14 protein-coding genes are annotated in these 12,000 nt (G+C 48.0%); 5 read left to right on the forward strand and 9 right to left on the reverse strand.

The genetic code is table 11. The annotated features are described in order from the left end of the window. The first annotated feature begins 93 nt into the window (after positions 1–93). Positions 94–855: a TatD family hydrolase gene (locus tag QMA41_RS24115; RefSeq protein ID WP_281630780.1), complete on the forward strand. Its 762-nt coding sequence runs from the start codon at positions 94–96 to the stop codon at positions 853–855. A gap of 53 nt (positions 856–908) precedes the next feature. Here QMA41_RS24115 and tatC read toward each other — a convergent pair whose 3' ends face one another. The 7 genes from tatC to rmuC all read right to left on the reverse strand — a co-directional run bounded on the left by tatC (position 909) and on the right by rmuC (position 7,082). Next, positions 909–1,661 (reverse strand): twin-arginine translocase subunit TatC, encoded by a 753-nt coding sequence (gene tatC / locus QMA41_RS24120; RefSeq protein ID WP_043006588.1) that lies wholly within the window; start codon positions 1,659–1,661, stop codon positions 909–911. 61 nt (positions 1,662–1,722) lie between these two features. Further along, on the reverse strand, positions 1,723–2,151 hold the full coding sequence (tatB, locus tag QMA41_RS24125; protein ID WP_043006587.1) for a Sec-independent protein translocase protein TatB: 429 nt from the start codon (positions 2,149–2,151) through the stop codon (positions 1,723–1,725). Positions 2,152–2,154: 3 nt separating this feature from the next. Next, positions 2,155–2,391: a Sec-independent protein translocase subunit TatA gene (gene tatA, locus QMA41_RS24130; protein ID WP_019277641.1), complete on the reverse strand. Its 237-nt coding sequence runs from the start codon at positions 2,389–2,391 to the stop codon at positions 2,155–2,157. Between the two features lie 49 nt (positions 2,392–2,440). Further along, positions 2,441–4,075 carry a ubiquinone biosynthesis regulatory protein kinase UbiB gene (gene ubiB / locus QMA41_RS24135; RefSeq protein WP_019277640.1) on the reverse strand — a complete coding sequence of 545 codons (1,635 nt, stop codon included), beginning with the start codon at positions 4,073–4,075 and terminating at the stop codon, positions 2,441–2,443. Further along, on the reverse strand, positions 4,072–4,677 hold the full coding sequence (locus QMA41_RS24140) for an SCP2 domain-containing protein (protein WP_171348723.1): 606 nt from the start codon (positions 4,675–4,677) through the stop codon (positions 4,072–4,074). Before QMA41_RS24140 ends, ubiB begins: the two co-directional genes overlap by 4 nt. 15 nt (positions 4,678–4,692) lie before the next feature. After that, positions 4,693–5,475: a bifunctional demethylmenaquinone methyltransferase/2-methoxy-6-polyprenyl-1,4-benzoquinol methylase UbiE gene (gene ubiE / locus QMA41_RS24145; protein ID WP_019277638.1), complete on the reverse strand. Its 783-nt coding sequence runs from the start codon at positions 5,473–5,475 to the stop codon at positions 4,693–4,695. Positions 5,476–5,531: 56 nt separating this feature from the next. After that, on the reverse strand, positions 5,532–7,082 hold the full coding sequence (rmuC, locus tag QMA41_RS24150; protein ID WP_172851598.1) for a DNA recombination protein RmuC: 1,551 nt from the start codon (positions 7,080–7,082) through the stop codon (positions 5,532–5,534). A gap of 167 nt (positions 7,083–7,249) precedes the next feature. Here rmuC and QMA41_RS24155 point away from each other — a divergent pair, with 167 nt between their 5' ends. Next, a complete protein-coding gene (locus QMA41_RS24155; protein ID WP_281630781.1) occupies positions 7,250–8,155 on the forward strand; it encodes a DMT family transporter in 906 nt (301 codons plus the stop codon). A 5-nt stretch (positions 8,156–8,160) separates the two neighbouring features. On the opposite strand, the gene QMA41_RS24160 is transcribed toward QMA41_RS24155, so the two are convergent. Both QMA41_RS24160 and QMA41_RS24165 read right to left on the reverse strand, forming a co-directional pair. After that, positions 8,161–8,985 carry an HDOD domain-containing protein gene (locus QMA41_RS24160; RefSeq protein ID WP_019277635.1) on the reverse strand — a complete coding sequence of 275 codons (825 nt, stop codon included), beginning with the start codon at positions 8,983–8,985 and terminating at the stop codon, positions 8,161–8,163. Between the two features lie 87 nt (positions 8,986–9,072). Further along, the gene (locus tag QMA41_RS24165; RefSeq protein WP_281630782.1) at positions 9,073–9,897 is read right to left on the reverse strand and encodes an AraC family transcriptional regulator; all 825 of its coding nucleotides are present in this window, start codon (positions 9,895–9,897) and stop codon (positions 9,073–9,075) included. Between the two features lie 110 nt (positions 9,898–10,007). On the opposite strand from QMA41_RS24165, the gene QMA41_RS24170 reads away from it, so the two are divergent. The 3 genes from QMA41_RS24170 to QMA41_RS24180 all read left to right on the forward strand — a co-directional run bounded on the left by QMA41_RS24170 (position 10,008) and on the right by QMA41_RS24180 (position 11,940). Next, entirely contained in the window at positions 10,008–10,484 is a 477-nt protein-coding gene (locus QMA41_RS24170) for a YHS domain-containing (seleno)protein (RefSeq protein WP_038164562.1), read from the forward strand. A 230-nt stretch (positions 10,485–10,714) separates the two neighbouring features. Continuing rightward, on the forward strand, positions 10,715–11,482 hold the full coding sequence (locus QMA41_RS24175) for a winged helix-turn-helix domain-containing protein (RefSeq protein WP_281630783.1): 768 nt from the start codon (positions 10,715–10,717) through the stop codon (positions 11,480–11,482). Beyond that, complete coding sequence (locus tag QMA41_RS24180) at positions 11,479–11,940, forward strand: hypothetical protein (RefSeq protein ID WP_019277631.1); 462 nt, start codon at positions 11,479–11,481, stop codon at positions 11,938–11,940. Before QMA41_RS24175 ends, QMA41_RS24180 begins: the two co-directional genes overlap by 4 nt. The last annotated feature ends 60 nt before the right edge of the window (positions 11,941–12,000 follow it).

Here is a 12,000-nt window from a genome sequence, read left to right on the forward strand (position 1 = left end):
ATGACGCTAGCAGCAAGCGATAAAAATGCAAAAAATGACCAAATGCTCACACTGCCGTATACTCTGGCCAATCCAGCTTTACAGAGACAAACCATGATCGATACTCACGCCCATATTTATGCCAGCGAATTTGATAATGACCGCGACCAAGTGGTAGAGAGAGCCTTGGCTCAGGGGATAGACAGAATCCTGCTGCCAAACATCGATCTGGACTCGATTGAGCCGATGCTAAAAACCGAGGCGGCCTATCCGCAGGTGTGTCGTTCTATGATGGGGCTTCACCCATGTTATGTCGATGGCAATGTTGAACAGACACTGCAAGTAATTCGCCATTGGTTTGAGAAACACAACTTCATTGCTGTGGGCGAAATCGGCATCGATCTCTACTGGGATAAAACCTATAAAGCCGAGCAGGAAATGGCGTTTGTCACCCAGCTCAACTGGGCCAAAGAGATGAAGCTACCTGTCGTCATCCACACCCGTGATTCCATTGAAGAAACGCTTCAGCTGCTTGAACAGGAACAGGATGGCTCGTTGTCTGGCGTATTCCACTGTTTTGGCGGCAGTGTAGAAGAAGCCAAGGCAATCAATGGATTAGGCTTCCACCTCGGTTTGGGTGGCGTGTCCACTTTTAAAAATGGCGGGATGGACAAAGTCATTCCGTCGCTGGATATGGACTATGTCATTCTTGAAACGGACTGCCCTTACCTAGCTCCAGTACCACACCGTGGCAAACGCAATGAACCTGCATACACATCCTTGGTTGCTCAACGAGTCGCTGATTTACGTGGCATAAGTGTCGACCAGGTCGATGCCATCACCACGTCCAACGCCACTAAGCTATTCCAACTGTAATACAAAAAAGGCTTGCCACTTGGCAAGCCTTTCTCTTATGTCAGGACCTAATATCAGGCCTCTTCTTGTTCTTCTTCATCGTCACTCTTGCGCACATAGAAGCGCGCAAAGAACAAGCCGACCTCAAATAATAAGCACATTGGGATCGCCAGCAAGGTCTGCGAAATCATATCCGGCGGCGTCAGCATCATGCCGACGATAAACGCACCAACGATAATGTATGGGCGCTTTTCACTTAAGCTTTTCGGATCCGTCGCCCCCGTCCAGCACAGCAATATGATTGCCACCGGCACTTCAAACGCAATACCAAAGGCTAAGAACAACGCCAGCACAAAGTCGAGGTAGCTGGAAATATCCGTGGCGAACTCTACGCCACCCAGTGATATCGCCGTAAAGAAGCCAAATACCAGTGGGAATACCACGAAATACGCGAAAGCCACGCCACAATAGAACAGCAGCGAGCTGGAAAACATCAATGGCATAATCAGGCGTCGTTCATGCTTGTACAAGCCAGGAGCAACAAACGCCCAAACCTGATAAAGAATGTACGGCACAGCCACAAAAATTGACGCGATTAAAGTCAGCTTTAGCGGGGTGAAAAATGGCGATGCAACATCAGTCGCAATCATTGTCGCCCCTTCAGGCAGGCGTTCAACGAGAGGCGACGAGACAAACTCATAGATGTCATTCGCGAAATAGATCAGGCCAACAAACACCACCAGTACAGCGACAATCGCACGTAGCAGGCGATTACGCAGTTCCAGCAGATGGCTGATCAAAGGTTGTGTCTGCTCAACAGAAGACATGAAAACCTCTACTCTAAAAGATCGAAAAGGAGCTGCTCACAGCAGCTCCCCTAATGCGAGACTATTCGGCTTTTTTATCTGCCTGAGGTGCCGGCTGGGCATCCAGTGACTCGACCGCATCTGCGGAGTGTTTCGCTTCTGCAGCGGACGGTTTGTCCACTTCAGATTCAACGTTGGTAGACGCTGAGTCGCTTTTACTCGCATATGGGCGCTGCACATCTTGCGCGGCTTGCTTGAGTTCTTCAACAGAAGACTTCAGCTCTGGCGACAGATCTTCCATCCCCATTTTCTCTGCTTTGCGCAAGTTTTCTTGCAGTTCCTGAACCTTTAATTCATGTGAAAGTTCATCTTTCACGCTGTTTGCCATGTTTTTCGCCGCCCCGACAAATCGTGACACGCTGCGAATCGCATGAGGCAAACGCTCAGGACCAAGAACCACCAGCCCGACGACAGATATTAATACCAGTTCCCAGAAACCGATATCAAACACGTGTTACGCCTGCTCTTTATCTTTCTTTGTTTCAGCAGAAGCGTCTGTCTTCTGCTGCTCAATGTTTTTGGGCTCAAAGTCCGCGTCTTTTTTCGCCGGGTCTTCGTCGTTCATGGCTTTCTTGAAGCCCTTCACTGCGCCACCTAGATCACCACCGATACCACGTAGTTTCTTAGTACCGAATAGAAGAATAACAATGACAGCAATAATCAGAAGTTGCCAAATACTAATACCACCCATTTTCTATACCTCGGGTTTTACTAAACAAATCATTTCAATAGCTTAACGTCTATTGACGATAAGCTCGCCAACTGAGCAGCCAAAATGTGACACCACCGATAGCGCTTGCCATGGATAGCTGCTCATACGCACTGTTGACCAATATTGCCGAGCATACGACTAATGTGGCCCCAATACCAAATAAAAATTTCCCCGTTGCCTGCTGACGTTTCGTAGTGCGGTAGCCTTGATAGAGCTGATCCATACGCTGATTCATCATCTTGCCCTGACGTAAACTGTCATACAGTAGCTCTGGCAATTCAGGCAGCTTCTCGGCCCAAAACGGCGCGCGATCCTTGACCGCATTAATCACTGCCTGCGGCCCTACTTGATTCATCATCCACTCTTCAAGGAATGGCTTTGCAGTTTCCCATAAATCAAGCTGTGGGTAGAGCTGACGCCCCAAGCCTTCCACATACAATAGGGTTTTCTGCAGCAGCACCAGCTGTGGCTGTACTTCCATATTGAAGCGGCGTGCGGTGTTAAATAGGTTCAGTAACACATGTCCGAACGAGATCTCACACAGCGGCTTAGCAAAAATCGGTTCACACACAATGCGAATGGCGAATTCAAACTCATCAACGTTCGTTTCACGTGGAACCCAACCTGATTCAACGTGTAACTCAGCCACACGGCGGTAATCACGGTTAAAGAAGGCGAGGAAGTTTTCCGCCAGATAGCGTTTGTCTTCACTATTCAACGTTCCAACGATGCCACAGTCCAAACCAATCCACTGTGGATTGTCCGGATGCTCAGGGTTAACAAAAACGTTGCCCGGATGCATATCGGCATGGAAAAAGCTGTCGCGGAACACCTGAGTGAAAAAGACACTCACACCGCGCTCGGCCAATAGCTTCATATTGGTGCCATTGGCCTTCAAGCCTTCTATGTCAGAAACTTGGATGCCGTATATTCGCTCAGAAACCATTACAGTTTCATTACTAAAGTCCGTAATTACTTCAGGAACATACAATTCATCGCTGCCTTCAAAGTTTCTTCTCAGCTGAATCGCATTTGCCGCTTCTCGTCGTAAGTCCAACTCATCGAGGAGCGTTTTTTCATACTCACGCACCACTTCAACCGGTTTCAAACGACGTGCTTCAGGAAGTGCTTTGGCGACTATACGCGCCATTCGGTACATCAGTTTTAGATCTGCATCAATGACCGGACGAATATCTGGCCGGATAACCTTTAATACCACTTCTTGGTTAGTCGATTTGAGCTTGGCGGTATGGACTTGAGCGATCGATGCGGAGGCCAGTGGTTTGATATCAAAGTCGGTAAACCAATTTTCCAAAGGGCCACCTAACGCCAGCTCAATCTGCTCTTTGGCTAGCTGACCATCAAAGGGAGAAACTTGGTCTTGAAGCAGCGCCAACGGATCGGCAATGTGCGCAGGGAAGAGATCACGTCGGGTCGACATCATCTGGCCAAACTTGATCCATACCGGACCAAGCTCCTGCAGAGCAAGGCGCAACCTTTCACCTAACTCTTTGTCAGCGTGTTGGTTTTTAATCCAAAACAGCGCTTTACGAGCAAGCAAAGGGGCTTTGGTTAACTGGTGATTAGGCAGCAGTTCGTCAAGACCGTATTCAAGCTGAACTTTGATTATGCGATAGAGTCGTTTCAGTTCGGCCGGAGTCATGCGCGCTCCAGCAGCTGATTCAACTTAGCTTCAATACGAGCAGCCTGACTTCTGACGTCGTCAACCTGATCGCAGAAATGGGCAATTTCTAATGGCGCTGGCGCCAGTTTCCACTCTTCGGTAATGACCTGAGCAAGGTGGTTTTGATGTTTGTCCGCTTTTGCTTTAACAAACTGTCCTAAATTGGACACGCCTTGAACTAAGCTATACGCCACCACATCCCCCGTGACGCGCGACAACCACTCTTCAATGTCCGGTTTGCAATCCGTCATTAGCTGAGAGAATTTCTGCGCCAGTTGAATATCGCCTTCCAGTATCACTTTGTCTTGCTTGATCAGCTTGGTGATATTGGATTGCTCGCGCAGCTCTGGCAACACCGATAGGTTTAATGATAGGTAGCAGTCTGGTTGACCTTCGTAATTCGCCAGAACATCAATTTGCTGGCTGAAGACAAAAGTCAGCGTCTTATTGAGCTCTTTGAGGTGAACTTGAATCACCTGGCCTTTAAGACGGGCAAGACGACGCCCCAGCTCTGGGTCGTCGTTAATAAGTGTATTGAGTGTTGATTCAATCGCAGCAGTAACAAGAGGTTCAAATGGCATAGCGATCCTTTAACCTCAGAATTTGTAGCCACGATGCAGCGCAACGATGCCGCCGGTCAGGTTGTAGTAGCTGGCTTTCTCAAATCCAGCATTTTCCATCATCCCTTTCAAGGTTTCCTGATCCGGGTGCATACGAATAGACTCTGCCAGATAACGGTAGCTCTCAGAATCATTTGCTACCAGCTCACCCATTTTCGGCAATAGGTGGAATGAGTACGCATCGTAGATTTTTGACAAAGGCTCAAGCACAGGCTTAGAGAATTCGAGCACAAGAAGACGACCGCCAGGCTTCAAAACGCGGAACATCGAGCGTAGGGCTTTGTCTTTGTCTGTCACGTTACGTAGACAGAAGCTGATGGTGATGGCATCGAAGTAATCATCTGGGAAAGGCAATTCTTCAGCGTTAGCCTGAACATAATGCACGTTGCCTACAATGCCGTTGTCACGCAGTTTGTCGCGACCAACATTCAGCATTGAGTTGTTGATGTCAGCCAGAACCACATGGCCCTTTTCACCAACAATGCGAGAGAACTTCGCCGTCAGATCGCCCGTACCACCACCGAGGTCCAGCACACGCTGACCCGGACGCACACCACTGCAATCGATCGTGAATCGTTTCCAAAGACGATGCACACCACCCGACATTAAGTCGTTCATGATGTCGTATTTGGCCGCTACAGAGTGGAATACCTCTGCTACCTTGGCGACTTTCTCTTCTTTGGCGACTGTGGTGAAACCAAAATGCGTGGTTTCATTTGATTCTAAAGCTGTATTCGACTGCACGCTTGTATCCGTCATGATGATTCCTCTTCAAGCAACGCTATGAATAAATACGACCTGAGCGCTGCGGGCGATTAGTTTACTTTATCCTCAGCCGGATGTCTTTCAGCGATAGAATCATTTTCACTCATCGAGTTATTTTCTGTGAGCCCATCATATTGAGCCAGTTCTGTCAGGCTCGACGAGATTGGCTTTTTCACCTCAACACCAAGCTGCTTAAAGCTTTCCGCCTGGCGAATCACATTGCCTCGGCCAGTCGCGAGCTTGTTCATCGCGCCTTGATAACTCTGGTTCGCTTTATCCAGCGCACCGCCCAGGCTTTCCATGTCATCGACAAACAAACGCAACTTGTCGTACAGCTTACTGGCTCGCTCGGCAATGATTTGCGCATTTTGATTCTGTCGTTCGTTGCGCCACAAGTTATCGATCGTACGCAATGCCACCAGCAAGGTCGTCGGGCTGACCAGAATAATGTTTTGCTCCATCGCATCCTTGACCAGATCCGGATCGGCCTGAATCGCAACCTGAAACGCTGGCTCAACTGGGATAAACATCAGCACGTAATCAAGGCTCTGAATCCCTTTAAGCTGATGATAGTCCTTTTGTGATAGCCCTTTAATATGATTCCTAACCGATAGTAAGTGGTCACTTAGTGCTTGTTCTTGATCTAACTCTGATTCGGCATTGAAGTAACGCTCATAGGCGACTAGCGTCATTTTAGAGTCGACCACCACCTGCTTATCTTGCGGCAAGTGGACAATCACATCCGGCTGATAGCGCTTACCCGCTTCATTTTGTAGGCTCACCTGAGTCTGGTACTCGTGCCCTTCACGCAATCCGGACTCCGCCAACACACGCGCAAGGACGACCTCTCCCCAGTTACCTTGCTGCTTGTTATCGCCTTTGAGCGCCTGAGTCAGGTTGACCGCTTCACGCGTCATCTGTTCATTGAGGCGTTGCAGGTTCTTCAGTTCATGTACCAAGGTGTGTCGCTCTTTCGCTTCAACCGTAAAACTGTCATTGACCTGTTTCTTAAACCCTTCCAACTGTTCTTTCAGTGGCGATAGCAACCCTTCCAGACTTTGGCGGTTTTGTTGGTCGACTTTGGCGGTCTTGGCCTCAAATAACTGATTGGCTAGGTGTTCGAATTGCTGCTTGAGACGAGACTCCGCCTGTTCCAGCAGTTGCAATTTGTCGTGGTTGGCTTTGTTCTCTTCTTGATGGCGAGCTTCTTGTTCTCTGAGCTGGGCTTCAAGCTGAGCTTTCTGATCGCGGCTTTGAGTCAGCTCCTCAGCGTATTGTTGCCTTTCTTGCTTAACCGCCTCGAAGTAACGCAATTTTTCTAGAACCGCCATCAATTTACCGTGGGACTGTTTGAGCTCATACGCGGCTTTATCTCGCTCGCTATCTAGTTCATCCAGCTCCTGTTGTGCTTGCTCTAGCTCTTTCTGTAACTGGCCGATTTGCGTTGTTGCTAGTTGCTGATTGGATTCAAGTTGTTGTTTTAAAAGCTGTTGATCAAAGCGTGTTTTCTGCCTGATCCACCAGCCTACTCCGACTCCGCTGATCGCCGCACTGCTAATAGCGCTAATAAGTAGGGCTTGGTTGTCCAGAATCCATTGCATAATAAAGGGTTAACTCTTATTTCAGGTACTGTTTCAATGGTATTTTACCACTGGATAAATGTCCAGTTTGTCGGCTAGATATCGAACAGCTAGACTAAGCGCTCTCTAATCTGCCCTACCGCCAATCGCCAACGAATTTAACTTGTTGGTTTTAATAAAGGAACATCATGAACGAGCGTCGTGCTTTAGGCTTTGGTCTGTCTGCCGTCCTATTGTGGTCTACCGTAGCCACCGCCTTTAAATTAACTCTTGCAGAGCTTACCCCGATTCAAATGCTGACCGTTGCCAGCATGGTCTCAGCGATTGCTCTGACCGCTGTATGTACCATTCAGGGCAAACTGTCTTCGCTGGCTAGTACCTTCTTCGCGAATCCTTGGTATTACTTATTGCTTGGCTTGATCAATCCACTGGCGTACTACGTCATCTTATTCAAAGCCTATGACTTACTTCCCGCCTCACAAGCACAAGCGATCAACTATAGCTGGGCGATTACTTTGACTCTGATGGCTGCCGTCTTCCTCGGCCAGAAAATCCGCAAGCAGGACTGGATAGCCTGCACGCTGAGTTACTTTGGCGTGATTGTCATTGCTACTAAAGGTGATGTACTGGGCCTGAGTTTCGAGAGCCCGTTAGGGGTGGGACTGGCTCTGCTATCAACTCTGCTTTGGGCCAGCTACTGGATACTCAACACTAAAAACAAAGCCGACCCTATCGTCGGCGTGTTACTCGGGTTTTTGGTTGCGATTCCATTCGCAATTGGCCTAAGCCTCTACGAAGGTGCCGGCTGGAACGGTATTTCTCTGCAAGGTTGGCTCGCGGTCAGCTATGTTGGCCTATTTGAAATGGGGGTAACCTTTGTCCTGTGGCTCAGCGCACTTAAATTAACGCAAAACACTGCGCGTATCAGCAATCTGATATTCGCTTCACCGTTTATTTCTCTGGCGTTACTGGCGACCATCATTGGTGAAGAAATACATCCCACAACCTTGATCGGCTTAGTGTTGATCATTACCGGACTTGTGATCCAGCAGATCAAATTTGGCAAAAAAGATCTCACACAATCCGTGAGTTAACATTTCTAGAACAATTGGTAAGCCATCTCACTTCCCTGGCCTCGCACCTCATCAATTTTATCAGTGAGGTCAGGGGAAACTCGCAATGCTGCTGCGGCCTTATGCCTGCTCAAATACCCTTGTTTTTCATCAACACTGAGCATTGAGTCCCACTGATGATCAATATCACGAGCTAGAAACATCAAGCAAGCCAGCCTTTTCGATTCCACCGCTTTGCCTGGATGATTAACATTAGCAATAGCATCAACCAGTTCAGAGGGAAACTTCCAGCTTTCCGCTAAGGCTGCTCCCAACTGCTGTGCGTCCGTACCTAACACTTCACGCTGTACGTCTACAGGGTTTTCGCCATTTTCCACCCGACGGCTGATTTCCAGTGCCTGCTCAGGTTCTAAAGAGTGAATCATCAGCTCACCAATGTTGTGTAGAATACCGGCAATAAAAGCTTCATTAGGATCAACTTTGACGTCTTTAGCAACTGTACTGGCAATGGTTGCCACTTCAAAGGTACTGGCCCAGTAATCTTTGATATTGAGGGTTTCCAGTTTAGGAAATGTTGAGGCGAGAATAGAAGAAGAAATTAAATTTCGAATCGCACCAACACCAATTCGTACAATCGCATCATTGATGTTGGAAACCCCTTTAACACCACCGAATTGCGCTGAGTTTGCCATCCTTAACACACGAGCTAACAACACCTGATCCATGGCCATTTTCTTTGCCAGCTCACCAAAATCGATTTGCTCCCTGTTAACCATCTCCAGCAATTCCTGAAGTACGCTTTCGATTCTGGGTAATTCATTGATTCTTGAGATCAGCGCTTGATAGCTCATATACCACTCCTTCAGCAAGTTCTGTCCATTTAATATAGGACAGAAATTGAGCAAAAGATCGATAACGGTTGTGCTAAGCACTTGCGATCAACACTGTTTGTCCCGCAGCCACTGGCGTGGCGACATTCCGGAAATATTATGAAAGGCGCGCGAAAACCCCGAGTAACTACTGTAACCCACTTCATCCGCGACCCAGTTCAACGGTTTACGCTGCAACAATAATGATTGTGCGACTGAGATGCGCCATTTCTGTACATAATCTCCGGGCGTTTCTCCAACCACCGCTTTAAACGTATCGATGAACTGAGTGCGTGACATAGCCGCCACCGAGGCAAGCTCGGCCAAACTGAAATGCCTTGTAGGTAACTGGTGCACAGCAGAGGCCACAGCAGCAAGCCGAGGGTGGGCCAGCGCGGCAAACAGCCCCTGCTCTATTTTCTTCTCTTCCACCAAATGGCGGAAAATCAGCGCCATCAGGGCGTCACTCAGTTTGTCCATCAGAAACTGTTGCCCCGCCACATCGTTGCCGGATTCACAAAACAAGGCGTCAATGACAGGTATCAGGCTTGGCGCAGCGCTAAAAGGGATCACCACCACCTCTGGAAGTGCAGACAACAAAGGGTTCATCTGCCCAACACGATATTCCACATTTGCGCATACCAGCTCCGCTCCGGACTCAACACCTTCAATCGCGTGCGTGGTCCCATGTGGCAGGTAGAGAATAGACGGCTCAATAATATGGCGTGATTCACTGTGTGCTTTATTGAGCGTCAGCTCACCAGAATGCAAAACGTGTAGATGGCCACTGTTTTGCGGGTTTGCTTGGAATGAAGACACACCACATAAGTGACCGGAATAAAACACACCAGTACGTATTGAGCAGTGCTCCATGAGTTGTGAGAGTAAATCCATTTCATCTCCGGACTTTTCGCATAGTTTTTTGGCTCTTAGTCCCTCTATAGACCGGATAAGTCGACTAAATTCTTTCAGGCAAGGTAATCAAAACAGACAAGGAGCTTGCTATGTCACGCATCAAATCCACGGGTCAAAAACTCACTTTAATGGCTGCAATGCTCGGTACCAGCTTTTCATTAATGGCAGCCGATATTGATATGAGCGTCGACCAAAACGACTTAGCGATCAAGGGATATGACCCTGTCGCTTACTTTACTGACCAAGGCGCTGTCCAAGGCAACTCACAGTTTACGGCAACGTATAAAAATGCCATTTATCACTTTGCCAGCAGCGAAAACCGCGATCAGTTTCGTGCAGACCCTCAGGCATACGCGCCTCAATACGGTGGCTATTGCGCCTTTGGGGTTGCCATGGGTAAAAAGTTTGAGACTGATCCACAAGCTTGGAAGATAGAAGACGGCAAGTTGTACCTAAATTTAGATAAGACCGTGCAAAAGCGTTGGTTGGAAGACACTCAAGGCTTTATTCAGGATGCCAACGGCAATTGGCCAACAATTAAAACCGTTGCGGCTGATCAACTGTAACACGGCTGCGCCTCAATTCAGGGGCGCATCTTTTCCTTCCTGCCCAGCCAAAGGATTCCCACTCCCACTTTCAATCACTTGTTCTCATTACATCAACATCGACTGTCGATTCAATGAGACAGAGCCAATAATTGATTAAAAAATATTCATGCGGTTGCATTGTCATAATAGTATATTGATCCTCTCAATAAGATTTGAGATGACAACAATAACTATAAAAAGCTGGCTGTATGATTATATTTCACTCTGTTCAGAATAAGCTTTCTAACACACAACGCGTCATTAAGATTGGTTACCGAGAAGCACAGGTTCTTGACCTGCTGCTCAAGCACTCCCCTGAAGTTGTCAAAAAGTCTGACATCATTCAACACGTTTGGGGAAGTGAATATATTGGCGAAACGTCACTCGCGAAAAGCATCAGTACGCTTAGGCAGGCCCTACTAAAACTAGGAGCCAAGGAGTCCCCGATTGTGACTGTGCCTAAAGTCGGCTACCGATTGGTCAGCCATTGTATTGAATATGCGCCCGCTGACCCGCCACCACAAGTAGACAAATCCAGCCCAGCGCCCAACCTCCCTACGTCGACTGTAATATCGAACCAGAGTGTTACATCCAACTTGTCTTTGAAAGAGTGCAAATCTCCTGTGTGTTATGTCACCGCGATTGCGCTGTTATTTGCTTCCAGCATCTTGGCATTAAGTAAGGTGCATGGCTGGCGTTGGGAAGACATTCCGAGCGATCAACATCTGGCAAGGCACACGGTCGGACAACTCCAAGTCTTCACGGAATCGGAAACTCGCCTGAGTTTACCGCTACGCCAGTTGCTCTCACAGAATCAGTGCGATTGCGTGGTATACATAGAAAAAAACGAGCGCTTTTCAGAGCTGTCGTGGCTCGACAGGCAGCGTCGCCAGTCGATTAATGTCTTTTATGCACCGGGACAGTTAAAACAAGTCTCGGCTCAGGTAGAACGTTTTATTCAGGAGGGACAACAATGATCCCATACCTCACTCTAATAATCGCTACGATCATCTTTTCTATTGTCCTTAACCTACCTTGGTCGAACCGTATTGAGGATAACCGTTATCAGCACAGCGAAATCCATATCCAACCCGACAACCAAATTTTTCGCTCTGATGGACTGACTCGGATTGAAAACAACGAAGTCGTTCACCTTGCTTCACTTCAGGATGACAAAATGGAGCAACCGATAGTGATTCGTTTTCAGGGCCAAGCGGAATCGTTCAGCCAGTTCGGCTTTTCACTCTCCGGCATCATTAACTTACTCTCAGTACAGAAGTTAAGACCTGTGATGAATGACGCCACCATTTCGCCATATCTACTGCTCAATGATGATCCTTACACGCTGGATATCGATATCCTCTATTCAGCCAACTGCTTTGTGATAGTCCGCGATAGACAAACCGGCCGAGCTCAACTGCTCGCCAAACGCTAAGCCTATCACTAGATTCTTACCTCATATTTGTTCTTTCTCTTCGCACGGGCTTCGCCTGTG

Source organism: Vibrio sp. St2, from assembly GCF_947311885.1.
Lineage (GTDB): Bacteria > Pseudomonadota > Gammaproteobacteria > Enterobacterales > Vibrionaceae > Vibrio > Vibrio coralliilyticus.

What these genes read in the sequence shown, in the direction of transcription:
- QMA41_RS24115 (WP_281630780.1), top strand. Translation starts at nt 94, where the DNA reads ATGATCGATACTCACGCCCATATTTATGCCAGCGAATTTGATAATGAC.
- tatC (WP_043006588.1), bottom strand. Translation starts at nt 1,661, where the DNA reads ATGTCTTCTGTTGAGCAGACACAACCTTTGATCAGCCATCTGCTGGAA.
- tatA (WP_019277641.1), bottom strand. Translation starts at nt 2,391, where the DNA reads ATGGGTGGTATTAGTATTTGGCAACTTCTGATTATTGCTGTCATTGTT.
- ubiB (WP_019277640.1), bottom strand. Translation starts at nt 4,075, where the DNA reads ATGACTCCGGCCGAACTGAAACGACTCTATCGCATAATCAAAGTTCAG.
- QMA41_RS24140 (WP_171348723.1), bottom strand. Translation starts at nt 4,677, where the DNA reads ATGCCATTTGAACCTCTTGTTACTGCTGCGATTGAATCAACACTCAAT.
- ubiE (WP_019277638.1), bottom strand. Translation starts at nt 5,475, where the DNA reads ATGACGGATACAAGCGTGCAGTCGAATACAGCTTTAGAATCAAATGAA.
- rmuC (WP_172851598.1), bottom strand. Translation starts at nt 7,082, where the DNA reads ATGCAATGGATTCTGGACAACCAAGCCCTACTTATTAGCGCTATTAGC.
- QMA41_RS24155 (WP_281630781.1), top strand. Translation starts at nt 7,250, where the DNA reads ATGAACGAGCGTCGTGCTTTAGGCTTTGGTCTGTCTGCCGTCCTATTG.
- QMA41_RS24160 (WP_019277635.1), bottom strand. Translation starts at nt 8,985, where the DNA reads ATGAGCTATCAAGCGCTGATCTCAAGAATCAATGAATTACCCAGAATC.
- QMA41_RS24165 (WP_281630782.1), bottom strand. Translation starts at nt 9,897, where the DNA reads ATGGATTTACTCTCACAACTCATGGAGCACTGCTCAATACGTACTGGT.
- QMA41_RS24170 (WP_038164562.1), top strand. Translation starts at nt 10,008, where the DNA reads ATGTCACGCATCAAATCCACGGGTCAAAAACTCACTTTAATGGCTGCA.
- QMA41_RS24175 (WP_281630783.1), top strand. Translation starts at nt 10,715, where the DNA reads ATGATTATATTTCACTCTGTTCAGAATAAGCTTTCTAACACACAACGC.
- QMA41_RS24180 (WP_019277631.1), top strand. Translation starts at nt 11,479, where the DNA reads ATGATCCCATACCTCACTCTAATAATCGCTACGATCATCTTTTCTATT.